23 protein-coding genes are annotated in these 24,319 nt (G+C 45.4%); 11 read left to right on the forward strand and 12 right to left on the reverse strand.

Features of this window, described 5'->3' with window-relative positions; translation table 11 throughout:
* Positions 1–9: 9 nt before the first annotated feature.
* The 4 genes from murB to ACR64J_RS06705 all read left to right on the forward strand — a co-directional run bounded on the left by murB (position 10) and on the right by ACR64J_RS06705 (position 3,483).
* A complete protein-coding gene (murB, locus tag ACR64J_RS06690) occupies positions 10–1,110 on the forward strand; it encodes a UDP-N-acetylmuramate dehydrogenase (RefSeq protein WP_435948959.1) in 1,101 nt (366 codons plus the stop codon).
* The gene (locus ACR64J_RS06695) at positions 1,103–1,915 is read left to right on the forward strand and encodes a YdcF family protein (protein ID WP_435948960.1); all 813 of its coding nucleotides are present in this window, start codon (positions 1,103–1,105) and stop codon (positions 1,913–1,915) included. The genes murB and ACR64J_RS06695 overlap by 8 nt, the downstream gene beginning before the upstream one ends.
* 291 nt (positions 1,916–2,206) lie before the next feature.
* The gene (gene ccoS, locus ACR64J_RS06700) at positions 2,207–2,545 is read left to right on the forward strand and encodes a cbb3-type cytochrome oxidase assembly protein CcoS (protein ID WP_317198852.1); all 339 of its coding nucleotides are present in this window, start codon (positions 2,207–2,209) and stop codon (positions 2,543–2,545) included.
* A gap of 71 nt (positions 2,546–2,616) precedes the next feature.
* A complete protein-coding gene (locus tag ACR64J_RS06705) occupies positions 2,617–3,483 on the forward strand; it encodes a sulfite exporter TauE/SafE family protein (protein WP_435948961.1) in 867 nt (288 codons plus the stop codon).
* An 83-nt stretch (positions 3,484–3,566) separates the two neighbouring features.
* Here ACR64J_RS06705 and ACR64J_RS06710 read toward each other — a convergent pair whose 3' ends face one another.
* Complete coding sequence (locus tag ACR64J_RS06710) at positions 3,567–4,724, reverse strand: DEAD/DEAH box helicase (RefSeq protein WP_317198854.1); 1,158 nt, start codon at positions 4,722–4,724, stop codon at positions 3,567–3,569.
* Positions 4,725–4,898: 174 nt separating this feature from the next.
* Positions 4,899–5,114, reverse strand: coding sequence for a cold-shock protein (locus tag ACR64J_RS06715; RefSeq protein WP_435948962.1), 216 nt, complete (start codon positions 5,112–5,114; stop codon positions 4,899–4,901).
* A 335-nt stretch (positions 5,115–5,449) separates the two neighbouring features.
* Between ACR64J_RS06715 and aroQ the strand changes: the two genes are divergently transcribed.
* Both aroQ and ACR64J_RS06725 read left to right on the forward strand, forming a co-directional pair.
* A complete protein-coding gene (gene aroQ / locus ACR64J_RS06720) occupies positions 5,450–5,983 on the forward strand; it encodes a type II 3-dehydroquinate dehydratase (RefSeq protein ID WP_317198856.1) in 534 nt (177 codons plus the stop codon).
* An 82-nt stretch (positions 5,984–6,065) separates the two neighbouring features.
* Positions 6,066–7,376, forward strand: coding sequence for an ABC1 kinase family protein (locus ACR64J_RS06725; protein WP_435948963.1), 1,311 nt, complete (start codon positions 6,066–6,068; stop codon positions 7,374–7,376).
* Between the two features lie 219 nt (positions 7,377–7,595).
* Here the strand turns inward: ACR64J_RS06725 and ACR64J_RS06730 are convergent, their stop codons facing one another.
* Positions 7,596–8,426, reverse strand: coding sequence for an ion transporter (locus ACR64J_RS06730; RefSeq protein WP_317198858.1), 831 nt, complete (start codon positions 8,424–8,426; stop codon positions 7,596–7,598).
* Positions 8,427–8,705: 279 nt separating this feature from the next.
* On the opposite strand from ACR64J_RS06730, the gene ACR64J_RS06735 reads away from it, so the two are divergent.
* The gene (locus ACR64J_RS06735; protein ID WP_317198859.1) at positions 8,706–9,455 is read left to right on the forward strand and encodes a YebC/PmpR family DNA-binding transcriptional regulator; all 750 of its coding nucleotides are present in this window, start codon (positions 8,706–8,708) and stop codon (positions 9,453–9,455) included.
* A gap of 96 nt (positions 9,456–9,551) precedes the next feature.
* On the opposite strand, the gene ACR64J_RS06740 is transcribed toward ACR64J_RS06735, so the two are convergent.
* Together ACR64J_RS06740 and ftsY are read right to left on the reverse strand one after the other, a co-directional pair.
* On the reverse strand, positions 9,552–10,139 hold the full coding sequence (locus ACR64J_RS06740) for a methylated-DNA--[protein]-cysteine S-methyltransferase (RefSeq protein WP_317198860.1): 588 nt from the start codon (positions 10,137–10,139) through the stop codon (positions 9,552–9,554).
* A 49-nt stretch (positions 10,140–10,188) separates the two neighbouring features.
* Complete coding sequence (gene ftsY / locus ACR64J_RS06745; protein ID WP_317199036.1) at positions 10,189–11,259, reverse strand: signal recognition particle-docking protein FtsY; 1,071 nt, start codon at positions 11,257–11,259, stop codon at positions 10,189–10,191.
* Positions 11,260–12,007: 748 nt separating this feature from the next.
* On the opposite strand from ftsY, the gene ACR64J_RS06750 reads away from it, so the two are divergent.
* The 3 genes from ACR64J_RS06750 (at position 12,008) to ACR64J_RS06760 (ending at position 15,259) form a co-directional block, all read left to right on the forward strand.
* On the forward strand, positions 12,008–12,208 hold the full coding sequence (locus ACR64J_RS06750) for a hypothetical protein (protein ID WP_435948964.1): 201 nt from the start codon (positions 12,008–12,010) through the stop codon (positions 12,206–12,208).
* A gap of 48 nt (positions 12,209–12,256) precedes the next feature.
* The gene (locus ACR64J_RS06755) at positions 12,257–13,711 is read left to right on the forward strand and encodes a M16 family metallopeptidase (protein WP_435948965.1); all 1,455 of its coding nucleotides are present in this window, start codon (positions 12,257–12,259) and stop codon (positions 13,709–13,711) included.
* A gap of 84 nt (positions 13,712–13,795) precedes the next feature.
* Positions 13,796–15,259, forward strand: a complete 1,464-nt coding sequence (locus ACR64J_RS06760) for a M16 family metallopeptidase (protein ID WP_435948966.1) — start codon at positions 13,796–13,798, stop codon at positions 15,257–15,259.
* A 122-nt stretch (positions 15,260–15,381) separates the two neighbouring features.
* On the opposite strand, the gene ACR64J_RS06765 is transcribed toward ACR64J_RS06760, so the two are convergent.
* Both ACR64J_RS06765 and ACR64J_RS06770 read right to left on the reverse strand, forming a co-directional pair.
* Positions 15,382–15,927 (reverse strand): hypothetical protein, encoded by a 546-nt coding sequence (locus ACR64J_RS06765; protein WP_435948967.1) that lies wholly within the window; start codon positions 15,925–15,927, stop codon positions 15,382–15,384.
* 208 nt (positions 15,928–16,135) lie between these two features.
* Positions 16,136–17,140 carry a D-Ala-D-Ala carboxypeptidase family metallohydrolase gene (locus tag ACR64J_RS06770; protein ID WP_435948968.1) on the reverse strand — a complete coding sequence of 335 codons (1,005 nt, stop codon included), beginning with the start codon at positions 17,138–17,140 and terminating at the stop codon, positions 16,136–16,138.
* Positions 17,141–17,503: 363 nt separating this feature from the next.
* Here ACR64J_RS06770 and rodA point away from each other — a divergent pair, with 363 nt between their 5' ends.
* A complete protein-coding gene (gene rodA / locus ACR64J_RS06775) occupies positions 17,504–18,646 on the forward strand; it encodes a rod shape-determining protein RodA (protein ID WP_435951040.1) in 1,143 nt (380 codons plus the stop codon).
* 23 nt (positions 18,647–18,669) lie between these two features.
* Here the strand turns inward: rodA and ACR64J_RS06780 are convergent, their stop codons facing one another.
* From ACR64J_RS06780 to hisC, 5 genes are all read right to left on the reverse strand, one after another.
* Positions 18,670–19,212 (reverse strand): 2-amino-4-hydroxy-6-hydroxymethyldihydropteridine diphosphokinase, encoded by a 543-nt coding sequence (locus ACR64J_RS06780; RefSeq protein WP_435948969.1) that lies wholly within the window; start codon positions 19,210–19,212, stop codon positions 18,670–18,672.
* On the reverse strand, positions 19,199–19,594 hold the full coding sequence (folB, locus tag ACR64J_RS06785; protein ID WP_435948970.1) for a dihydroneopterin aldolase: 396 nt from the start codon (positions 19,592–19,594) through the stop codon (positions 19,199–19,201). Before folB ends, ACR64J_RS06780 begins: the two co-directional genes overlap by 14 nt.
* A 51-nt stretch (positions 19,595–19,645) precedes the next feature.
* Positions 19,646–20,587, reverse strand: a complete 942-nt coding sequence (gene rarD / locus ACR64J_RS06790; protein ID WP_435948971.1) for an EamA family transporter RarD — start codon at positions 20,585–20,587, stop codon at positions 19,646–19,648.
* Positions 20,588–20,806: 219 nt separating this feature from the next.
* Entirely contained in the window at positions 20,807–23,164 is a 2,358-nt protein-coding gene (locus ACR64J_RS06795; protein WP_435948972.1) for a bifunctional prephenate dehydrogenase/3-phosphoshikimate 1-carboxyvinyltransferase, read from the reverse strand.
* A 7-nt stretch (positions 23,165–23,171) separates the two neighbouring features.
* Positions 23,172–24,305 carry a histidinol-phosphate transaminase gene (gene hisC, locus ACR64J_RS06800; protein ID WP_435948973.1) on the reverse strand — a complete coding sequence of 378 codons (1,134 nt, stop codon included), beginning with the start codon at positions 24,303–24,305 and terminating at the stop codon, positions 23,172–23,174.
* Between the last annotated feature and the right edge of the window lie 14 nt (positions 24,306–24,319).

Below are 24,319 nucleotides of genomic sequence, written 5' to 3' on the forward strand. Positions count from 1 at the left end.
GGCCATGCTATGACCTCAACGCTACGTACAGATAATTTTCAAAATATCTCTTTGCAATCAGATTATGATTTGTCGCACGCCAATACTATGGCATTGTCATGTGTGGCTAAAAGCGTCGTAACTGTTACTGATGAGGCACAGCTTGATAGCTTTATGAATACAGTAGATAGCGCCTCTGTATTTGTATTATCGGGGGGTAGCAATGTACTTGTGCCTGCCAGGCTCAACGTTACTGTACTACGTCCGCTGATGCACGGCATTAGGGTGATTGAGCAAACAGATGATCATATCGATATTGAGGTTATGGCGGGCGAGAACTGGCATGAGTTGGTCGTTTATACGGTCGCGCGGGGCTGGTATGGACTTGAGAACTTAGCCCTGATTCCTGGTTTAACTGGTGCAGCTCCGGTTCAAAATATTGGTGCTTACGGCGTTCAGCTAGAGGATACGCTACATTCGCTCAAAGCCTACCATATCCCCACTAAAACGTGGCATCAGCTGTCGGCAAGCGACTGTGAGTTTGGTTATCGAGATAGTATCTTTAAGCGTGCGCCCAATACTTGGCTTATCACTCGGGTTATCTTTCGACTGCATTTAGATAAAAGCTGCGTGCAAGCCAGCTATGGCGACGTACAAATCGTCGCGCAAGACTATGCCAAGCAGCAAGGACGTACAGACCTCACCCCTAATGATGTTATGCACGCCATTATCGATATTCGCTCGCAAAAACTTCCTGATCCCAAGCAGCTACCAAACTGTGGTAGTTTTTTTCAGAACCCTATTATTTCTCAGCAGCAATTTGTATCGCTACAAGCCACTTATCCAAGTATTGTCGGTTATACCCTGCCTAATGACGAGGTTAAAGTCGCCGCAGGCTGGCTCATTGAGCAAGCAGGACTCAAAGGTGGCGGCGTTGCGCCTATTATGACCCATAAACACCAAGCTTTGGTATTGACCAATCACGCCGCTTTTACAGCGACGCAAGAGGATGTTGCCTGCGCCCAGCAGCACATAATTAGCACTGTGCAAGAGAAGTTTGCGATTACCCTTGCTCGTGAGCCGGTGTGGGTCAATAGTGATGGATCTATCGGACAAGATAGTCATGTCTAACATGCTCAAGCCCAAAAAGCCAAGCTCTGACAAACACCCCAAACCTCTATGGTCTAAGCGTTTGTGGCGACATTATTTGCGCTCAGCTGAGCGTATGATCAAACTGTTTCGCATTATTAATATCACTTTTGTGGTTGGATCTACATTAGTTGTTCTCACCATTATCAGCTTATTTACTCCACTGTTTTCACGCGGTATGCTTTTTGTCTTAAATGCTCTACCCTTGCCCAGTACTCCTAGCGATTATAAAAGTATGTCGCCAAGCGCTTATGTGGTACTAGGAGGCGGCCTTACAAACGATATCAACAATCATATTATCCTAAACGATTATAGCCTCAACCGTATTCGCACAGCTGCAGGTGCTTATCACGATAAGCCTTTGCCTATTATCTTGAGCGGTGCTGAAGCGCCTTGGATGAATCAGTGGCTGGTTGAGCATGGTATCTCTGAGCAGTTAAGCGAAAACGCGAGTATGAATACTTGTGAAAATGCCCGCTTTACCGCAAAACGCACGCCACTGCGGCACGTGTACCTGATTACAGACAGCTATCATATGACTCGATCTCGGCGTCAGTTCGCTTTAAATGGTATCTACAGCACCCCTATTAATGCTCCACTGCCCGTCAGGCGTGATTGGATGAAACCTGCGCAGAACTTAAGTCATTCAAGGCGCGCGGTGTACGAGACCGCCGCTTATCTGCGAGATTTACTACGCCCGCAAATGGATGACTGTAGGCGTGCTGAAGATATTAGTACTCAGCAGCTACTCACGCCGCGCGGCGATGCCAAAAAATCTTATGAATGATACTAAGCTCGATGACACTAAGCTCGATGACATCAAGCTCGATAAAACTAATCTCATAGCAACACCTCGTATAGTTGAATTCAAATAAATTAGATACATAACTATCAAGTCGCTTAATGAAAATTTTTTTCTTGCGTGCTGTGCCTACGCCGACAGAGGCTGCGAAAAATAAATTTTCATCTCGCTGTATCGTTTTTATAGTGAATTAACTACATTCACGTTGCTTGACTTCAGCTCTTATACTTGCAATAAGTGTATAATAAAAGAAGTCGCTACTAAGAGAAACTTGCCATGCTCAGTATATTTTTACTTATTCCACTTAGCTTAATGCTGTTCGTCGTGGCTATTTGGGCCGTACGTTACGCGGTTCGATCCAATCAGTTTGAGGATTTGGATAACGCCTCGCAGCGCATTATTTTAGAGGATCGCCAAGAGCGCCGGCAAGTCATACAGTCTCATGACCTTGTGCACAATGACTATGCTCGAGAAGATGATGCTGTAAAGGATAACCGTCCTGCGCAAAGTCATGATATCCACAATACGACCAGTAAACATACTGCTAGCAGCGATGAGGCAAACGGTATGCAAAGTCAAAGCGATGCTGATGCTGGCAGCCCACCTAAATCATAAAAATAACCATTATAAATTTTGGTTTGATACCTACTAAAACGAGCGTTGAAATTTATTAAGAGAGTTTGAGTATGACTACCGCCTTGTTGGTTGCCGCGTTTTTGATGGGGTTTTTGGGGTCGCCGCACTGCTTGGGTATGTGTGGTGGATTGGTCGCCGCTTTTAGCTTATCGATGAAAGATGTCAGCCCCGCTAAGCGTAGACGCCTCATTGCCACTTACCATTTTGGACGCCTGATCAGTTACTCCATTTTAGGTCTGATTGCAGGTCTTATTGGTACAACCGTTTTAGAGCCCTTAATGAGAGGTAATAGCACGCCGCGTATCTTGCTCGGCTTGGTACTCGTATTTGTGGGCGTTACTATGCTTGGCGCGCCATTTTTGAGTAAGGTTGAGCGCGTCGGTATGCGCTTTTGGCAGTATCTAAGCCCTATCCGTCAAAAAGTGTTTCCACTCAATACTTATCCGCGCGCTATGGCAGCAGGATTATTATGGGGCTATCTACCTTGCGGCTTAGTTTATGGCGCGCTACTGATCGCTGTGGTTGCACACAATCCTTTAGGCGGGGCGGCGCTTATGTTCGTCTTTGGTCTGGGTACTGTGCCCATGCTCGTTGCCACGCATGAGACCGTAGGCTGGCTACGAGATAAAATCGGTCGTTTGCGCCTGCGGCAAATTAACGGCTTTATTATGATACTCTCAGGTCTAGCAGTCGTCTTTGTTCCAATGATTATGAAGAGTATGCATAGCGGTGCTCAGATGAATCACGGTAGCCCCTCTGCTATGATGACAGATGGCAATATGCAACATATGAATAGCGAAAACCATGAAATGCACGAGATGTTAGACACTACTCATACAGAGATGGGGAGTCGTGAGATGCCTGATAGGGATCAAACAGACAGTATGAGTGATACCTTGGATCACACTGCCCAATAAGTCTCTTTGAAAATAAAAAGCCCTCAGACCAATAAATCTGGGGGCTTTTTTGATGGTTATAGCTAAAGGCTTGTCATTATTCCTTATGACGCTTGCCACTGCTCAAGGCTAAACTTGGTATCTAAATGCTTCTCCAATGCAGGCAAGTTAAACGCATCATCTTCGCTCACAAAACTAATGCTAATACCAGTCTGTCCTGCGCGTCCTGTACGGCCGATGCGGTGTACGTAGTCATCGGGCTGATCAGGCAGTGTATAATTTATGACATGGCTGATATCATTGACATGAATGCCGCGCCCTGCCACATCTGTGGCGACCAATACCGACGCGTTCCCATCTTTAAAACGCTGCAAGTACTTTTCGCGCTTTTGCTGGATGACATCGCCTGATAGCATGACGACTTTATGAGCTTTACGCAATTTGTCATATAGGCGTTTGACCTGATCTTTACGGTTGGCAAAGATAATGACTTTATCCACTGCATTGTCATTCAAGATACCTTGCAAGGCTCGAAATTTTTGATCTTCGGTCAATAAATAAAAGTGCTGATCGACCAGCTCACTAGTCTTGTGCTCAGGCTCGATCTCAACGAACTGCGGCTCATGCAGCCAGCGATAAGCTAGATTCATCACGTCTTGATTAAATGTCGCTGAAAACAATAAACTTTGACGGTCCGTGTTAGGCGGCATACGACCCACTAGGCGTTTGATATCAGGAATAAAGCCCATATCGAGCATGCGATCGGCTTCATCGAGCACCAACACCTCAACCCGATCTAAGTACACCATGCCCTTGTTCATAAGATCTATCAATCGACCAGGCGTTGCAATCAGCACATCGACATACTGGCGTTCAAGCTCGTGCTGCTGCGTGTCGTAGTTGGTGCCGCCCATGATACAAACGCTATGCAAGTCCGTGTATTTGGTCAGTGCGACGCAGTCATCGAATATCTGCTGCGCAAGCTCACGCGTTGGTGCCATGACGACGGCGCGCGGCTCACCTAAGAACTGTTCTTCATCTGTGGCAAAGGGACGTTTAAGCAGCGCCTCCATAATGGTAATTAAAAAAGTAGCCGTCTTGCCAGTGCCGGTTTGCGCCTGTCCGATAGCGTCTTGATGGGCTAATGTGTGCGGTAGAATCTGCGCTTGAATATCAGTCAGGGTGGTGAAGCCCAAATCAGACACAGCGCGCAAGGTTGGCTCTGATAAAGGCAGATCTGTAAATGCGGTAAAATGACTCAAAAAAGTATCCTTTTAGTAGACCTAAATCTTGTTATTATGCTGTGACACTTTATCAAAAACAAAAAAAGCCAAGCCTCGTACCTGCAACTTATAAACGCTGTCGTATCATAGCGCTACAAGTGGAGCGAGCTTGACTTAGTATATCAGTACTACCTAGGTATAAAAGCAGCTTAATTACTCTTCTAATTTTCTGACGTCTTCAGCTTGCAAGCCTTTATCGCCTTCAACTACGCTAAATTCAACTTTTTCACCGTCTTTTAGCGAGCGATAACCATCGCCTTGAATCGCGCGAAAATGGACAAAAATATCTTCGCCACCATCACGCTGAATAAAACCAAAGCCTTTTGCATCATTAAACCACTTAACAGTCCCTTGCTCACGATCTGACATAACCTGACATCCTAAAATGCGCTTAGCCCCAAATTCCTTTGCACCATTGCATATAAACGGGTCTAAGAATAAAAATTAAACGGTATTCACTTACTGACTTAGAGTTTTGAATAGCTAATATACGAAGTTCAAAATGACCAATTCGGCAAAATGTAACAAACTTGCAATACAAACCATTCAAAAAATATCATAGCACGGGTTTTTGGTAACATAAAGACTTTTCATCGCAGTTTTACTGTGCTAATAGCTTTTTATTGAAAATAAATTGCTATCATAAAACGCTTAGAATATATTCGACTCTGTATTCCAACTTTTGCATATGCATAGAGACCCTTATGAGCAGCTCAACTAGTTCTTCAAGCCCTTTTATCTCAAATAATCATAACGATAGCTCACTTACCCGCAAGATATTACTCGTCAATGGCGTTAATCTTAATTTATTAGGTAAGCGTGAGCCTGAAATCTACGGGCATACCACTCTTGCTGACATTGAAGCGCGACTTACTGCGTTTGCTACTAAATATGATATTGAGCTTATCTGCATTCAGTCCAATATTGAGGGTGAACTTGTCGATAGTATTCAGCATTACGGCTTGCTGGCCCAAACCTCTGCACAAGTTGATGCTATCATCATCAATCCTGCCGCTTTTACTCACACCTCAGTTGCCCTACGAGATGCGCTACTTGCCACACAAAAACCCTTTATTGAAGTGCATTTGTCTAACGTGCATCAGCGCGAGGCATTTCGTCAGCACTCCTACTTTAGTGACGTCGCTGTCGGCGTGATTTGTGGTCTTGGCGCGTCTGGCTATGACATGGCGCTTAATTACTGGTTAACACATACCTACTCTTTAAATATCGCGCACTGACACTATCTAGTGAGTAGGATCGACGAAACGATCAAGGATTAAACACTACAAATCAACCACTAGCATGATCAAGGTGATATGAATGGCACAAACGTCCTCAAAGCGCTTTATGAAACTCGCTGGCATGACCGCTAGCATTGCGGGCAAAGCGGCCAAAAACTCATTTAAACATCTCTCAAGTGACGAAGAGAAGCGCTTGCAAGCGCGCTCTGAGCTGATGCAAGATGTCGGCATTCAGATCGCTGAAACGCTCGGTGAGATGAAAGGTGCAGTTATGAAAGTGGGACAGATCGCCTCACAATATAAAGATGTGTTCCCGCCTGAGGTGGCAACCGCGTTAGAAAAATTACAAAAAGACGCGCCCGCTATGCCTTTTGCGCAGATCAAATCTCAGGTTGAGCGTGAACTCAAAGCCCCTATTAGTGAGCTATTTGCTGAATTTGAAGAAACGCCATTTGCCGCAGCCTCCATCGGGCAAGTACACAAAGCGGTCTTGCCGTCAAATCAAAGGGTTGTGGTAAAGGTTCAATATCCAGGTGTCGATGAGAACTGCGATAGCGATCTTAAGCAGGTGCGTATGGCACTTAAAATCGCAGGCGTGCTCAATATGAGCCGCGAATTGCAAGAGCAATTGTTTGATGAGATTCGTAAAAGCTTACACGATGAGCTTGATTACATCAAAGAGGCGAACAACTTACGTGTATTCGGCGCGTTTCACTCAGATGATGAGGGATTGATTATTCCAAAGGTCATCGCTAGCCACTCAACGAAGCGTATTTTGACTTTGACCGAAGAGATGGGCGAGACACTAAGCGTCGCTGCGACTTGGGACAACGACATTAAGCAAAAAATTGCTACGCGCTTGTTTCACTTTAGTGCAGGGCAGCTGTTTTCCTTGTACCGTATGCATTGCGATCCGCATCCTGGTAACTTTGCTTTTCGCGCTGATGGCAGCGTCGTCGCTTACGATTTTGGCGGTATTCGCAGCTATAGTGATAGTGAGGTGCAGCTGTTTAAACGCTTCGCTCGTCATGCCATTCGCGGTGATGTCACTGCCCTTGAGCAAGATTTAATCGCTCTTGATATTCGCAAAGTTGATGACAAAATTGTGCCAGGCGAGTTTTATCAAAATTGGCTTGAGATCGGTCTTAAACCTCTATCCGTAGCGCCTTATCATATCGGTAAGTTTGATTTCGCTGACAGCCAAGTGCATCATGAAGCCATTACGCAGATGCGCTCATCACTCAAATACTTCGGTCAGTTTCAGCCTTCTGCAACGACGATGATGCTTGATCGAACCGTATCAGGACAGTATTGGAATCTGGTCAATTTGGGCGTTGAGATAGACTTATCGCCATTGGTGGAGGAATATTTAGAAGTGACTGGCAAATAAGAGGATTATATAGCCCCTTTATTTTAAACCCTTAAACTTTGCTTATCAGTGCGTCTTAATTAATCGCTGCTATGTAGTCGCTTTTAAATAAAATAGATGCATTATATTTAAACGCGGAACTGGTATAAATTTTTCTTGCGTGCTGTGCCTACGCTGCTCGATGCTGCGCAACCTATGTTTTAAAAAAAGCATCCCAGTCCCGCTGTTATATTGAACTCACTATATGTGCAATGCATGTCCGCAGCGATCACAAAAGGTTGCCCCAACTGCGTGACCAAATTTGCCGCAGTTAGGACAAGAGATAGGATTGAGCTGCGGGCGCATATTACGAGCCAGCTCTGCGGTAAATATCCCTGTAGGTACAGCAATAATCGCATAACCTGTGATCATCACCATCGATGCAATTGCCTGCCCAATGGGTGTTTTGGGTGACATGTCGCCATAACCTGTGGTTGTGACAGTCACAACGGCCCAATAGATTGAAAGCGGAATACTGGTAAAGCCATTCTCAGGCCCCTCCACTACATAAACAATAGAGCCAAAGATAGTCACTAGTAAAACTAGCGATAAGAAAAACACGGTGATTTTTTGCTGGCTTGTCTTAAGCGCTGACGCCAAAAACCCAGCTTGCTGCATATAAGCCTTGAGTTTAAGGACTCGAAATACTCGTAGAATACGCAAAATACGAATGACAATTAGGTACTGCACGCCGCCGAAAACTAAGCTTAGATAACTCGGCAATATCGATAATAAATCCACTATTCCAAAAAAACTAAAGACATAGCGCAGGCGATTGGGCGCTGAAAATAGTCGTAAGAGATATTCAAGCGTAAATAAAATGGTAAAAAACCATTCAGCATAAAAGAAGATTTTGCCGTATTGCAAACGCATATACAAGACGCTGTCAAGCATGACCACGCCCACACTAGTCAAAATCGCAATCAGTAGTACGATATCAAAAAACTTACCCAGACGCGTGTCTGTGCCTTCAATAATGATATGAATGCGGTTACGTAAGTGAGTCAGGGCTTCAGCGCTTTTTTGCTTCATAGAATCGGTAAGTTCATTGAATGGAGGGTTTGAAGTTAGCAAATGGCGGTAAAAGTCTAGGACAGCTCCTAGTAGTACAAGTAAGCTTTAGTAGTTTATAATACCTATCAGTTATCATACTGGCATGTATTACGATACTGATTGAGCCACAGTGTAGCAAAAAACGGCGGCTAACAATATATAAATTGCAAGGCTACTCACGACAGGCTAAGACCCAAGACGCCTTGACGATAAGTAGGATAAGCGTAAATAAGACAAAGCAAAACTTGAGGATAGAGTATGGCAGGTCATTCAAAGTGGGCAAACATCAAACACCGAAAAGCGCGTCAAGATGCGGTAAGAGGTAAAATATTCACCAAAGTCATCCGCGAGATCGTCTCAGCCGCCAAGCAAGGCGACCCTGATCCCGACAAAAATCCACGTCTGCGCGCCGCTATCGAAAAAGGTCTATCGGTCAATATGACCCGAGACACTATCAATCGCGCGGTAGATCGTGGTACTGGCGGCGGTGATAATGAGAATATGGAAGAAGTCAGCTATGAAGGCTATGGCGTCGGTGGCGTCGCAGTACTGGTTGAGACGATGACTGATAACCTCAACCGTACAGTCAGCGAAGTGCGTCATGCTTTTACCAAATTCGATGGTAACTTGGGTACGTCAGGGTCAGTGGCTTATCTATTTACCAAACGCGGTGAAATCACTTTTGATGATGTGAGCTTAGAAGATGAAGTGATGCTTGTAGCCTTAGACGCCGGCGCGCTCGATATCGAAAACGATGGCGAGAGCTTACTGGTCATCACCGAGTGGGAGAACTTCGGTCAAGTCAAAGACGCGCTTAATGCAGCAGGTCTAACCTCTGATAATGCGGAGGTCACTATGTCACCTGCAACCAGCGCCGATATCACCAATGTTGATGACGCGCAAAAGGTTATGAAAATGATTGATATGTTAGAGGATATCGATGATGTGCAAGACGTCTATAGCAATGTCAATTTTTCAGCTGAGGTCATGGCGCAGCTTGAAGAGTAGCCTACACCTAATAAAAACTCAAAAAGCCAAATCTATTATAGATTTGGCTTTTTATTTGCTTGCCTGATAATAAAATATCACAAGCCAGCTGTACGATTAGTTTCTACATTTAACGCCCTCAAGCGCGAGTAGATACTCTTTTTTATCCACACCGCCCGTATAACCTGCTAGTTTGCCATCACTGCCAATGACTCTGTGACAGGGGATAATAAGGCTAAAGGGGTTTTTGCTATTAGCGTTGGCGACCGCGCGGCAAGCTTTAGGGTTGCCAATGCGCTCTGCCAATGTAGCATAGCTTATCGTCTCGCCAAATCCGATATCCTGAAGGGCTCGCCATACCTGCTGTTGAAAGGGCGTTCCTAAAGACAAATCTAACGGCAAATCAAACTGTTTTCTCTGCTCTTGTGCATATTCATCAACTTGAATGATTGCCTCTAACAATAGCGCTTGGGCGGGATCCTCTGGGTTTAAACTATTTTTTTCTATGAACTTGAAGTCATTATCAGTGAGCTGATAATGCTTTTTGAGTTTGGCAAATGATTTTGAGTCTGTCCACCACTCGTCTTTGGACAGCCAACTCATTTCGGCAAGCTTTGGCTCATTTTGCTTGGCTGAGTGCTCATCATTCTCATTGACCATAAGCACTAAGATGTAAGTCTGCAAATTCGTCGTGGTTACTATCATCGTCATTCCTTAACATAAAATATCGCGGCCAAACTCTAGCTATTAGCGACTACTCTTTATCATCGGTCTCAAATAGAGCAGCCACGAACTGTTTGGGGCTAAAGGCACGCAAATCATCGATAGACTCGCCAACGCCGATATAGCGAATCGGCACATTTGAGGTCTCAGCGATATTGAACACGACCCCGCCCTTTGCGGTACCATCTAGTTTGGTAATGGTAATGCCTGTCAATGGCACGACCTTATTGAACAGCTCAACTTGGTTAATAGCGTTTTGTCCTGTGCCCGCATCGAGTACGATCATACCTTCATGCGGCGCAGTCTCATCGGCTTTACGCATAACGCGCACCACTTTTTCAAGCTCGCTCATCAGATGAGTTTTGTTTTGCAGGCGTCCAGCGGTATCGGCTATTAATACATCTATGTTTTTGGCTTTGGCAGATTGCATGGCATCAAAAATCACTGAGGCACTATCAGAGCCGTGACCTTGCGCGACGACAGGAATGTTATTACGCTCGCCCCAAATCTGTAACTGCTCGGTGGCAGCGGCGCGAAACGTATCGCCTGCTGCGAGCATGACTGATTTGCCTTCACCTTGTAAGCGCTTAGCCAGCTTGCCAATAGTCGTCGTTTTACCCACACCATTAACACCAACGACCAAGATAACAAAGGGCTTTTTGCTAGTATCAATAATCAGCGGCGCAACTTTCGGCGCAAGGATTTCTACCAATTCTGCCTGCAAAGCCTTATAGAGTGAGTGCGAGTAAATCAAATCACCACGAGCGGTCTGCTCAGTCAAGCTTTTGATGATACGCGTAGTGGCATTGACGCCAATATCAGCGACCAATAGCTGATCTTCAACCTCCTCTAACAGCTCATCATCAATCTCTTTACCACCAATTAAGATACTTACCATACCTTCAGCAAGATTCTTTCGCGACTTACTAAGACCCGATTTCATCCGATTAAACCAGCTACCCTTTTGGCGACCTTGCGGCTCTTCTTGCTCCTGCTCTTGCTCTGGCACAGGCGCTGACGAGGATTGACTCACTTGTGCAGGCTGTGCTTGAGATGACTTATCAGCGCTGCCAAGCTGCTCTTGCAAAGGCATCGTCGGCATAGGGGTTGCAGCGACGCTTGGCGCAGTTTTATTATCTACGCCAGTAGGCGTACGGTTATCAGATGCACTATTAGGGCTCTGGGCCTCAGGTGTTATTAGCGGCGCTCCCAATTCGACGCGCTCATCAGCGCTATAAGGTAGCTTTGCATCTAAAGTGCTGGCGGCCAAATCACTCGTATCAGGCGCAGTAGTACTTGACGCCTGATCCCTTGGATTATCAATAATCTCAACCGATTGCGCAGGGAGACTGGGTAAGGTAATATCATCGTCATCTAAATCATCAAGTGCGCCATCGAGATTGATAACGACGCGATTGCTATTGTTTGGATTATTCATAAATAGGCCCTAAAAGTATCAATATGTATTTGTATTTTATTATAAAGTGGTTGTCATTTGATGTGAGTGATACCATCAGATGCTCGCTCATAGTTTAGCATAATTCAAGACAAATTCTGGACTGACAGTTAGCATCGATTTGGTGCGTACTCAGTGATAAGAAAGCTTAGCTTAAGGTTTAATCACATAATTGACACCTATGTTTAGCGCCAAATCGCCTACTCTTATTGACATCTTAAATTTAAGAAATATTTATGAAAACAATGATATCTAAAAGCTGTGTTAGCCTCACTTTTATGCTAGCAGTCATAACTATAAGCCTTGCGTCTACAGGCTGTAGCACCACTCATCAGTTCAAGCCCACCGCTAGCGTGATGGTTGGCGCTCACAAATCGATATAACGGATACCTTTATGTCAAAATCAGTGACTTATTCACAATTTAATACCTCAAGTGTGCTTACTTATCAGACAGACAATCAAAAAAATCAACCACACAAACCTATTTTTGTGTTGATGATTGCAACTTTGTCATTTTTGACCGTAGGCTGTAGCGCCCTCAATGCTCTTGAACCTACTGCGATTTTGATCTCTGATATTAAAGGCTCTATATAACATACCCAACCCTTAAATGCTTATCTGTCATTATCATAAGAGAGTCTCATGTCCTCATTAACACTGCGCCTCGCCTGTACGTTAACGCTTAGTACTACCCTCGCTGCCTGCCAAACCCTAACACCAACATCCAAAACGTCATCTACAGTTAGCGCTGATAATATAGCGCAAAATACTAACGATCTAGCTATGGATCTGTCAGGTCGTCATGAATATCAGTTAGACAATGGTCTCAAGGTCATTATAAAAGAAGACCACCGCGCGCCTGTAGCGATGACGCAAATCTGGTATCGCGTAGGGTCAGCTGATGAGCCGATCGATAAAGGCGGCATCTCGCATTTGCTTGAGCATATGATGTTCAAAGGCACCTCCACCGTTTCAAGTGACGACTATGAGCGCTTGATCGCTAAATTTGGCGGAGTGAACAACGCCTTTACCAGCTATGATTATACGGGCTACTACGAGCTGTTCCCTGCCAATCGCTTGCCGCTTGCACTCGAATTAGAAGCCGATCGCATGGTCAATTTGATCTTTGATGAAGCAGCGTTTGAGAAGGAGCATCAGGTCGTCATGGAGGAGCGCCGCCAGCGCACGGACGACAATCCTTTGGCAAAAGCCTACGAGTCCTACCGCCTTCTGGCGATGCCTGATAGTCCTAAAGGCGAGTCGGTCATTGGCCCTATGAGTGAGCTTGAATCGATCAAATTATCAGAGCTCAAGGACTGGTACCGCACGTGGTATACGCCTAATAATGCTACTTTGGTCATCGTTGGCGACGTTGATCCTGATGAGGTCATGAGTCAGGTTAAGCGCTACTTTGGCGCTCTAAAACCAAATAAGCTACCAAGCCGCCCTTTTGTGACTCAAACAGGGTTTCGCGGCTATCAAAAGGTAGACTCTGTACAAGCGGTGCAAGTGCCGGTACTGTTCATGGGCTACAATGTGCCAAGCTTGCTCCCTGCGCAGCTTGATGAAAAGCAAGCTTATGGACTCTCGCTGGCGCAGTACGTGTTAGATGGTGGTCTATCCTCACGGCTTGAGAGCCGCTTGATACGCGAGCAAGGACTACTTACCAGCGTCGGCACCTCTTATAACTTACTCGATCGCGGCGATGGCCTGTTTTTGATACAAGCGACGCCGCGTGAAGGGGTAAGCTTAGAGCAAGCGCAGCAAGCTATTATCGCTGAGATTGACAAATTATCTACTGATCCGATTGCCGCTAATGACATTAGCCGTGCAAAGACCAATACGGTGACCTCCTTAGTTTACGCGCAAGATAGTATGCAAGGTCAGGCGCGAATGATAGGCTCCATGCAGTCTATTGGATTAGACGATAGGCTACTTGCAAGCTTGCCAAGTAAACTCGATGAGATAAGTGTCGCCGATATTCAAGCCGCTAGCAAAAAATACTTGGTTAAGGACAATCTCACGGTAATGTACGTGGTACCGCCTGAGAGTGACGCGGCCGATGACAAAACTAACAAACTAACAGCGATAAATTAAGTTTGATTTATCGATATAGAGCAACGAACACTCTATCGCTGACTACGTACGAGTATCAAAAACAATCAGACTAAGAAGAAAAACATGACTCAAAACCTCTTATCAAAGTCCGTCCGTTATCTAAGCCTGAGCCTACTGCTAGCTATGAGCGTGTCTAGTCATGCAGAGGACTACCGCGCGACTACGATCGTTGATCCTAATGCGCCGATTGCGGCGCTATCGACATTAACCAGTCTCGATAACGTCAAACCGCTACAAATTACCGTACCTGATATCGAACAATTCACCACTACCTCAGGGGTGCGCGTGTCGTTCGTACGTACTACTGCCCTACCTATTGTCGATATTGACTTGCGTTTTAACGCTGGTAGCGCGCGCGATGGCTCGATACGTACAGAGGGCTATGGTATTGCTAATATGGCAGCGACGATGCTGACTCAAGGCACTACTCGATTAGATGAAGAGGCATTCACCCGCGCCTCAGAGACTTTGGGTATCAATCTAGGTAGTAGCGCTTACAAAGATATGTTTATCGTCTCATTGCGCAGCTTATCTGATGATGAGCACCTGCTGCCAGCGATTGACTTGATGACGCAGATGCTAACTGAGGCTACCTTTGATGAGCAAATATTGGCGCGTAATAAAGCGCGGCTTTTGGTCGGTTTACAGCAGCAAAAACAAGATCCAAGCAGCCTTGCCAGTTTAGCATTTAACGAAGCACTATATGGGACGCACCCTTATGCGCATCCCTCCTCTGGTACATTACAGAGTGTACCTAGTATCAACAGAGCAGATTTATTAGATTTTACAGATCGCTACTTGGTCGCCGCTAATGCCTCACTTGCGATGACAGGCAATCTAACTTCATCCGAGGCAAAGGCGCTCGCTGAGGATATCACCGCTAATCTGCCCAAAGGACAAGCGGCGGCGGTGCTACCTGAACCAAAACCACTGACCAAAGCGCAGCACATTCACATACCCTTTCCCAGTAGCCAAACGACTGTGTTAATGGGACAATTAGGTAATAAGCGCGCAACCGATCCTGTGGCTCAGCAGCAGCAAACCAACTTCGCTATTGGTAATGAGGTCTTAGCTGGCGGCGACTTTAATGCCCGCTTAATGACCGAGATTCGCCAAAACTTGGGCTATACTTATGGCATCTCAGGATCGATGAATCCGATGTTGACTCGCGGCCCTTATCAGATCGGTTTCTCAACCCGCAACGACAAAGCGCGCGCGGCGATTGATGCCAGTTTGAGCATTATAGATGAAACACTAACGCAAGGTATTACAGCGTCTGAGATGCGCCTGACCACAGATAATATGAAAAATAGCTTTCCGATGAGTTTTGCGAGTAATGCGGGGATTAACGGCTTGCTTGGCATGATGAATTTTTATCAGTTGCCAAACAGTTATTTGAGTGATTACGTCAGCCGTATCGAGCAAGTGAGTTTGCCTGCGGTTAACCAGACCCTGCGTGATACGCTGGAGCCTGAGAACTTTTTGATTGTGACTGTTGGGGAAGTCGATCCTTGGAATGACCAATAATTGTCTTAGCGCTGTCTATAAACGGCGCTTGATAAATTACAGACAGCGCTTATTGTTAGAGCTGATAGTCCATCAAAATTGATAGACGGTTAAGGGGTACAATACACTAGGGCTGATAACGATTAATCTTTGATAACCATCGTCAAATCATACTCTAAGCGCTTAGGCTTGTACTTAACGCCGATGTAGTTTAAACGTATGATGTGCTTGTCATAAGAAGTCACCTTATAAGGACCATTAGCAAAATTATGCACGGATGGCACCACCAGCATAGTTTCAATCTTGTCTGTATTGATATCGACGTCAATACTTTGTCCGACATCTGGGTACAGATAATACTCACAGTAGTCATATACCATAATCTCGGCTGTGCGGACAATGGTTTCGTCGTCGACGTTTTTTTGTAATAGTTTGGGACAAATATCAGAATGCTTCGCTGCTAAACGTGCATAGGAGTTTTTGATATTTTCTTCAATTTCTTTGATGTTTTGTTCAGTGACGCTTTGCTCAGTAATAACGGCAGGATCTTGTATGTCATTTGAATAATCATCATGACCACAAGCACTTAAAAACAAAGGACAAATGATAGCGATACTAAATGTGTTGTAATAAGATAAGGAGAAATGGCGTTTGATAGATCTTGGTTTTTTAAGCGTAATAACAGTCATAACTGCCTTAATTGTAGTGAAAGCACTTTGAGTTAAAAACCGATATTATAAAACATTGTTTACTAGTATGAAATAGGCTTTAGTTACTTAACTTACCGTTCAACTTAATATACTACCGCTCATCCTACTATTTTTTTCTTATATTTTGTAAAAATTTAGCAGATAAAAAACCTAATTCAAAGGTGTACAATAAATTGTGTTAGGCCAGCTAAAAACGGCAAGCTGAACTACTGCTGGTATTATTAAAGCCCCATTTACGATAACTTGCTGTATCTAAATGGATCGCGCCCGTCGAGTAAATTCCTAGACCAAACTGATAGGACTGGCCTTGATATTGCCAAAACTCGCACAAACTGTCTTGTAATTTACTGATAAGCCAAGGGTTATCATCGTACTCCGGCACCCAAATGTCTATCGCGCCTGCCGTCATATGTTTGCTAGCATCAGCGCCTCCTGCGCAGTCGTTGAGTCCAGGACTACGATAGGCAGAACGTATTTGTGTACTTGCAGGTAATATCCCTTGTCTTTTGAGCTCACTATATAACCGCAGCGTCGGAATGACATTTGACCACAGCTCCTCTGGCGGCAACTGATAAGGCTCATAACCGCATTTATCCCAGCTCCTAGCAGTAGTCAGTAATTCAGAGAGCGGCGGTACATTTTGTCCGCCAACCTGCGCGCTGAGATAACGCTGATAATTGGCAACTTGACCTGCGCGGTAGCTGTTACTTTTGAGCCAACTGTCAAAGTCCACTAAGCTAAAGTTATTGTCAAAAGCATTATATCTGTTGTTGTACCCATCATTGCTATAAATGGTTCGATACTGGTTTTGGTTCTGATAAGACGTAGCATTTCTAATACTGATGCGTTTATTCTCATCTATTGATAATTTGGCATCAAACGGATAACTTCGCTCTTTTTCTGCAATCAGATTCTGCATACTATCAGCTAGGCGATTATTAGGAGTGGCATACACCCTAGTATTTGGATCTTGTTTTATATAAGCATTGCTACTGCCATAGCGTACTTGAATACGGCGCTCGCTATCATCGGTCAAGATAGCCGCTTGTGCACTGATAGCACTTAAACATATTAGCGAGCCAATAATAGGTTTGATCGCCCTACGCTGCAAAGTGATACAGGACTCGTAAGCGCGCAAAGTACTGGCTTTTTTTCGGTTTGACCTTACGCATACATCGTTGTTTTTTTTCATATTTATCATCACAAAAGACTACAAAAACAGTCGCGAGTGTTATCTTAATAGGTTAGCGGTAATCGTCACTTAAACAAAAAGATAATCCTACCTCTATCGACAGTATCAAGTGTATAGATACTATCAAATTTTTGCTAAGCAGGCTAAACTATCGCCACCATTTACGGGTAACTGATTGACTATTAACATTTATCCTTAACACTTTTAGAATCAAGTGACTTTACCTAAGACGCTTTTATAAGCGGTGTTTTATTCAAAATTTAGCAACTGAAAATTTAGAAACTGAAAATTTAACAACTTAAAATAAGTAACTTGGTTTATCTCCATCCCTTTTATTATTCATAATTTTAGCCTACAATGCCTATGTCTATGAGTCCGCAGTACCGATTTTCGCGTCAAAGCCACCATTTAGGGCAGCGCTCTGAGCTGACGCTTTGGCAGCGCATTCATGTTGATCCTTGGTTGACCCTGCTGTTACTGATGATTTGCTGTATTGGCTTAACGATTCTCTATAGCGCCTCAACTCAAAACACCAGTATGGTACTGCGGCAAGCGATCAGTTATGGGGTGGCCTTTGTGGTGATGTTCACTATGGCGCAAATACCGCCAAGCGTTTATCGTACGCTCACGCCTGTGTTTTATGTACTTGGTCTTGCGCTACTCGTGCTCGTTGAGATCATCGGTGAGGTACGTATGGGCGCGCAGCGCTGGATTCGCCTGCCAGGATTTGGTAGCGTGCAGCCGTCTGAATTTTTGAAGCTGGGTATGCCGATGATGTGTGCGTGGTTTTTATCCAAGCGCGAGTTGCCGCCCTCGCTCTCAAGTATTGCCATAACTCTTGCGCTTATTATTGTCCCCGTTCTACTCATCGCAGGTCAGCCGGATCTTGGTACCTCACTGCTGGTTGCAGCAAGTGGTATTTTTGTGCTGTTTTTGGCAGGTCTATCGTGGCGCATTATATCTATAGCGGTTGCTTTAGCGATTCCCTTTGTCGCTTTTGCGTGGAATTTTTTGATGCATGACTATCAGCGCACGCGGGTTTTGACCTTGTTTAACCCCGAAGCTGATGTACAAGGCGCAGGCTGGAATATCATTCAGTCCAAAACCGCTATTGGGTCAGGCGGTCTGACGGGTAAAGGCTACTTAGATGGCACGCAGTCGCATTTGCATTTTTTGCCCGAAGGTCATACAGACTTTATTATTGCTGCTTTTTCTGAGGAGTTTGGACTCTTAGGAGTGATTTTATTGATGTTTATTTATGCGTGCCTGCTTACCCGCGCTTTGTACATTGCCTTTACTCATACCGATACTTACAGTCGGCTGCTAGCAGGCGCTATCGCCATGTCGTTTTTTGTCTATGTTTTTGTCAATGTTGGGATGGTCGGCGGTATATTGCCTGTCGTAGGCGTACCTCTGCCTTTTGTCAGCTATGGTGGTACTGCTATTGTGACTTTGATGGGCGGCTTTGGACTACTCATGTCGATTCATACGCATAGAGCGAGTTGATTTAGATAAACGTGCTACTACATCTATTTTGACGCCAACTCTTTTACGCCTAGTATTTCATGAGCCTTGAAGGGATAGCGATCTGCCATGACCGTCCACTTTGACACTGTCCATCCCGATGGCGAATTTAAATCTTCTTTACTGCTTAGTTGAAGATGTACTAGCAAGATATCGATATCCATTGTGACTTTTTTGATAACTTGCTGCGGCTCCTTTAGGCGATTGCGCCCGCAGCTACTCTCAAAGCTCTTAAAAATTTGTTGTATATGACCTAACGTCATAGCTTGATTTAGACACAGATAGACGCACTGATTGACATAATCTGGCTTTGGCTGCGCAGCGGTAGCAGTAAAATCTGGGTTTTGAAACGGCTTTGATAACCTCATTGTACCCAGCAAGGCTAGTTTTTCTCTCACCTCTATCAGATGTCTCTTTGCTTGATAATTGCTCCCAAGCGCAATCAAGACTGCGCCCACCGGTTTATCAAAAAGCGTTTTGGGAGCAGCTCTTGGCAAGCTATCAAGATTTAAACCAGCCAAACGATCTAAGTCTTTAGTGGTCATCATTTGACTTATTAGTAGGTGTAGCAACACGAGTAATTTGTACGCCGACCGCTGCCGCATCTTTAATCGCAGTCGGTTTTGCGGCGCTAAGGATGACTTTTTGACACGGATAATGGCTAAGTAGTCTATCAGCCAACTGCGCTGACAAGTGCTCAAGCAGCTCAGCTTTGATCTCTTTGCACCACTGGCTGACATCATCGCACACCGCTTTATAATTGAGCGCGTCTTTGACATCATCTGATAATGCCGCTTTACTGATATCGGTTTCGAGCACGATATCGATAAGTAGCGGCTGAGTGATGGCGCGCTCCCAACCGTATACGCCAATCACCGCATCAACTTTTAGCGCTTTTACGAATACGACATCCGCTTGGGTATCAAACATGGAGCATCCTTAACTATTTATTTTAAAAGGCTTTGTAATTTTCGAGATAAATTAAAGCGCGCGCCCTGCCGATTTTAGCATTTTACTAGGACGATGACGCCACAAATCTATGCTGAATAATAGCAAGCCAAACCAAATCAGGCCGAACACGATTAGACGATTGGTATCAAAAGGCTCATTATAATAAAATACAGCCAGTAAAAAGATAAAGGTTGGCGTGAGATAATTCATAAAACTCAAGATACTATAGGCCACCAATTTAGTCGATTTATTAAACAGTAGCAGCGGTATCAAGGTCACAGGGCCTGCCAGCATAAGTAGCCAAATATCAGGCGTAAACCAAAAGCTGAGCTGACTACTGACCACATCAGCCTGCCAAAACCACCACAGACAAATCGGCACTAGCATAGCGGTCTCAATAAACATCGCATCGATGGCCGTAAATGGCGTTTGGCGCTGAATGGTGCCATAAGTGCTAAAACTAAAGGCCAAAATTAGTGATAGCCAAGGCAAACTACCGAGCATAACAACTTGAATGAGCACAGAGAGTAGCGCAAAGCCAATCGCCACCCACTGCAATAGACGCAGGCGCTCTTTGAATAGGATCATCGACAGGGCAACGCCGACCAGCGGCCCGATAAAATAGCCCAAACTGGCTTCGAGGATACGGTCATTATTGACCGCCCATACATAGGTGAGCCAATTGGTCGCAATAATCAGGCCTGATATAAACGTAAAAGCAAGCCATTTTGGGTGCTGCTTGAGCGTGTCAATCCACTGCCAGCGTTTGGTTACAATCAGTACGACAAGTAAGCACAAAAACGTCCAAATGATACGATGCCCTATAATCTCGGTCGCATCATAAGCGGCTAGTTGTTTAAAATATAAAGGAAACGCACCCCAAATACAAAATGCAATTAGCGCGGTGATAATGCCGCGTCTGGTCGTTGGGATAGGAGCGACTGGTTTTTTTAGGACATTTTGAGTAGTCATAGTACAGCACAACTTATTATCGCTAAAACGCATCTATGCTTTTATTGTGTTTATAAAGTGAGCATATAAAAGCGTCAAGCTTGAGAGAAAAGCAGAAAAAAAAGAAAAGCAATGCGCTGATATCGATGAGACATCAGCCCATTGCTAGAAGTTAAAGAGACGTATTATTTTAATGAGTCTATCTAAAGGTTTTAATCTAAAAAATCTGCCTAGATATTATCAGGCATTATCGTCGCCACTTTGGACAGCGCCGCTTTGAACTTCAATGTTCATGCCGATTTGAGTGGCGAGTTCGGCGAACCCTGGGAAGCTGGTATTGACCGTCTCTACCCCTTCGATCGTAATCTGCTCAGACGCTCTGAGGCTCGCTACTGCAAAGCTCATGGCGATACGGTGGTCGTGATGAGAGACGATATGCCCGCCGCCAAATACCGCTTTATCGTTATTATGACCATCGACGTTTTGACCTTCAATAATCATCCCATCGTCCGTTACTGTACAATTGACGCCTAGAGCTTGTAAACCCTCAGCCATAACCGCAATGCGATCAGACTCTTTGACACGTAACTCTTTAGCGCCTGTCAACACCGTACGACCTTGCGCGCAACTCGCCGCGACGAACAGTACAGGGAACTCATCGATAGCTAGCGGCACCAGATGCTCAGGTATATTAATACCTTGCAGATTTGAGCTACGAATGGTGATATCGGCGACGGGCTCACCGCCGATATGAGTCTCATTACTCAAAGTGATGTCCGCTTGCATGAGCTTTAGAATATCAATAATGCCCGTACGTGTCGGATTGATACCCACTTGCGACAAGGTCAGCTCACTATCTTTGCTAATGGCAGCGGCCACCATAAAGAACGCCGCTGAGGAAATATCAGCAGGGACAGCGATGTCACCGCCTGTCAGCTGTCCACCGCCCTCAACACTAATGCGATTGCCCTCAACAACAACCGGGTAGCCAAAAGCAGATAGCATACGCTCAGTATGATCACGGCTAATCTCAGGCTGGGTCACCGTCGTTGTGCCATCAGCCCATAATCCTGCTAACAATAAGCAGGATTTGACTTGCGCTGAGGCCACAGGCATATCGTAATGAATACCTTCTAGTGGTGTGCCCGCTTTGTCGCGGCCTGTAATGCTGAGCGGCGCCGTACCACTAGTGCCCGTACTCTGGATAACGGCGCCCATCTGACGCAGCGGCGCGGCGATTCGCTCCATGGGACGCTTGTTTAGGCTAGTATCACCAATGAGTACACTGTCAAATTTTTGTGCGGCCAAAATGCCCGATAGCAGGCGCATACTAGTGCCAGAATTACCCATGTAAAGCGGCGTTTTGCTGGGTTTGAGGCCCTGCATACCAACGCCATGAATGGTCAACTCGCCCTTATCAGGGCCCTCGATCGTCACGCCCATATCACGAAACGCCTGTAGTGTCGCCAAAGCGTCCTCACCTTCTAAGAATCCAGTGACTTTTGTCACACCAGTCGCAAGACTACCGAGCATAATGCTACGATGCGAGATAGATTTGTCACCTGGAATAGCGATTGTGCCTGTGAGAGTTTGACTTGGCGAGATAATATATGACGCTGACATAGCAGAGGTATCCGTATAGGGGGTAGAAGCTAACATGTGATCAAAGTGTCGCCGAGCAGCTTGCGCGCGGCCTAATAACCCCATCAGGGCGGTTGAGTCGTTATTTATAATAAGATGACGCAGCTGTTGTAGATAGTCGCTGTATTCATCAAGGGCGCTCACGACGGCACCTTTGTTGGCGTTAAATATATCGTGCCACATTTTAGGGTCGCTGGCTGCTATGCGGGTAAAGTCGCGAAACCCACCTGCCGCGTAGCGAAACATGTCTAGATTGTCATCGTGGCTGGCAAGTTGTTCAACCAGATTAAAGGCAAGCAGATGCGGCAAGTGACTGGTGTGCGCGAGTATCTTGTCATGACGCTCAGCGTCCATACTCATAACCGACGCGCCTACTGCTTCCCATAACTGCTTGAGCCGCGCAATCGCTATAGCATCCGTCGTCATAAGCTCACAGATGATAACGCTATGATGACTGAACAAGTCACTACGTCTGGCATGATACCCTGAATTCTCTGCCCCAGCAATCGGATGCGCGGGTACAAACCCAGTAGGCATATCATTTGATGAAGTGGCAAATACTTGGGTAGCAGCTTCAATAATATTGACTTTGGTACTACAGACATCAGTAATCATACAATCAGTAGCGATCAGACCTATATCCATAGCCGCCTTTATATCAGCAAAAATGGCGGGTACCGCTTGCACGGGAATGGCAACAACGATCAAATCGCTACCAGCAACGGCATCCAAAAGCGTATCACTACCTTTATCAAGCAGACCTTGTTCGATGGCCTCGTCAATACTTGGTATATGGCGATCTACCGCGACGATACGCGCGCTCAACCCTTTATCCTTGATCGCTTGCGCTAGACTTGCGCCAATCAAACCCAGACCGACCACGCACACCTGCTTAAATAAAGGCTGAGTGCTCGTCTGTGAAGGATTAAGGTATAGGTTATTATTTTGTGGACTCACTATTGCCTCAATCATCGTTCAAAATAGAGCTTAGCGTATCAACTAAGCGTAGGTTTTCTTCGGCAGTGCCAACCGTAATGCGTAGCCAATCATCAAGGCCGTAGGCTGCTAATGGTCGTACAATAACGCCTTGCTCTAATAGCGCTTGATTTACTGTTGCCGCTGTTGTCTCCTCCATATCTACAGCCACCTCTAGCATAATAAAATTGGCGAAAGATTTGATAAAACCCAATCCTAACGCGTCAAACTGCTTCTCAAGCCAGCGCATCTGCTCTTGGTTGGTGTATCTTACCGTCTCGATGAACGACTGATCTGCAAGCGCGGCTGTAGCGGCAGCAAGACCGAGACGACTGACGTTAAAAGGTTGGCGTACACGGTTCAATAAATCAGCCACTGGCGCTGAGCTGAGGGCATAACCAACGCGTAACCCCGCCAGACCATAAGCTTTCGAAAAGGTGCGCACAATGACGACGTTGTCAAACGCATCTAGCAGCGCGCGATTATTGCTCTCAGGGCTGTACTCTATATAAGCTTCATCTAATACAACCAGCACTGACGGCGGCATACTGGCTACAAATTCCTGTAGCTCATCACGCCCAAGTTGAGTGCCCGTTGGATTGTTAGGATTAGCGATAAACACTATCTTGGTATTGGGATTGTCTTTGACAGCCTGAGCCATAGCACTCAAATCATGACCAAATCGCTGCGCCGGTATTTCAATACCCGCCGCGCCTTGCATTTTAGCCAGCATCGAATACACTACAAAACCATATTGGCTATAAACGATAGCATCATCACTACTGACAAAACTACGTGCCAAGATATCGAGTAGATCGTTAGAGCCATTACCCAAGGTGATACAATCGATGCTAATATCATTAAAATCAGACAGGGCTTGCTTGAGATAATAGCCATTGCCATCAGGATAGCGCGCCAGCTCTCCTAGCTCATCAGTGATCGCTAGGGTCACATAAGGCGAGCAGCCCAGCGGATTCTCGTTGCTGGCGAGTTTGACCACATCAAAGACGCCATACTCGCGCGTGATCTCGTCGGCAGGCTTGCCCGTTTGATAAGGCGCAAGCGTTAGGATACTGTCGTAAGCAGGACGCAAAACAGATTGATCACCACTGGCAACTGACATGATATCTCCTCAAT

The sequence above is a fragment of the Psychrobacter sp. DM8 genome (genome assembly GCF_051307025.1).
Classification (GTDB): Bacteria; Pseudomonadota; Gammaproteobacteria; order Pseudomonadales; family Moraxellaceae; genus Psychrobacter.

What these genes read in the sequence shown, in the direction of transcription:
- murB (WP_435948959.1), top strand. Translation starts at nt 10, where the DNA reads ATGACCTCAACGCTACGTACAGATAATTTTCAAAATATCTCTTTGCAA.
- ACR64J_RS06695 (WP_435948960.1), top strand. Translation starts at nt 1,103, where the DNA reads ATGTCTAACATGCTCAAGCCCAAAAAGCCAAGCTCTGACAAACACCCC.
- ccoS (WP_317198852.1), top strand. Translation starts at nt 2,207, where the DNA reads ATGCTCAGTATATTTTTACTTATTCCACTTAGCTTAATGCTGTTCGTC.
- ACR64J_RS06705 (WP_435948961.1), top strand. Translation starts at nt 2,617, where the DNA reads ATGACTACCGCCTTGTTGGTTGCCGCGTTTTTGATGGGGTTTTTGGGG.
- ACR64J_RS06715 (WP_435948962.1), bottom strand. Translation starts at nt 5,114, where the DNA reads ATGTCAGATCGTGAGCAAGGGACTGTTAAGTGGTTTAATGATGCAAAA.
- aroQ (WP_317198856.1), top strand. Translation starts at nt 5,450, where the DNA reads ATGAGCAGCTCAACTAGTTCTTCAAGCCCTTTTATCTCAAATAATCAT.
- ACR64J_RS06725 (WP_435948963.1), top strand. Translation starts at nt 6,066, where the DNA reads ATGGCACAAACGTCCTCAAAGCGCTTTATGAAACTCGCTGGCATGACC.
- ACR64J_RS06730 (WP_317198858.1), bottom strand. Translation starts at nt 8,426, where the DNA reads ATGAAGCAAAAAAGCGCTGAAGCCCTGACTCACTTACGTAACCGCATT.
- ACR64J_RS06735 (WP_317198859.1), top strand. Translation starts at nt 8,706, where the DNA reads ATGGCAGGTCATTCAAAGTGGGCAAACATCAAACACCGAAAAGCGCGT.
- ACR64J_RS06740 (WP_317198860.1), bottom strand. Translation starts at nt 10,139, where the DNA reads ATGATAGTAACCACGACGAATTTGCAGACTTACATCTTAGTGCTTATG.
- ftsY (WP_317199036.1), bottom strand. Translation starts at nt 11,259, where the DNA reads ATGCCGACGATGCCTTTGCAAGAGCAGCTTGGCAGCGCTGATAAGTCA.
- ACR64J_RS06750 (WP_435948964.1), top strand. Translation starts at nt 12,008, where the DNA reads ATGTCAAAATCAGTGACTTATTCACAATTTAATACCTCAAGTGTGCTT.
- ACR64J_RS06755 (WP_435948965.1), top strand. Translation starts at nt 12,257, where the DNA reads ATGTCCTCATTAACACTGCGCCTCGCCTGTACGTTAACGCTTAGTACT.
- ACR64J_RS06760 (WP_435948966.1), top strand. Translation starts at nt 13,796, where the DNA reads ATGACTCAAAACCTCTTATCAAAGTCCGTCCGTTATCTAAGCCTGAGC.
- ACR64J_RS06765 (WP_435948967.1), bottom strand. Translation starts at nt 15,927, where the DNA reads ATGACTGTTATTACGCTTAAAAAACCAAGATCTATCAAACGCCATTTC.
- ACR64J_RS06770 (WP_435948968.1), bottom strand. Translation starts at nt 17,140, where the DNA reads ATGAAAAAAAACAACGATGTATGCGTAAGGTCAAACCGAAAAAAAGCC.
- rodA (WP_435951040.1), top strand. Translation starts at nt 17,504, where the DNA reads ATGTCTATGAGTCCGCAGTACCGATTTTCGCGTCAAAGCCACCATTTA.
- ACR64J_RS06780 (WP_435948969.1), bottom strand. Translation starts at nt 19,212, where the DNA reads ATGATGACCACTAAAGACTTAGATCGTTTGGCTGGTTTAAATCTTGAT.
- folB (WP_435948970.1), bottom strand. Translation starts at nt 19,594, where the DNA reads ATGTTTGATACCCAAGCGGATGTCGTATTCGTAAAAGCGCTAAAAGTT.
- rarD (WP_435948971.1), bottom strand. Translation starts at nt 20,587, where the DNA reads ATGACTACTCAAAATGTCCTAAAAAAACCAGTCGCTCCTATCCCAACG.
- hisC (WP_435948973.1), bottom strand. Translation starts at nt 24,305, where the DNA reads ATGTCAGTTGCCAGTGGTGATCAATCTGTTTTGCGTCCTGCTTACGAC.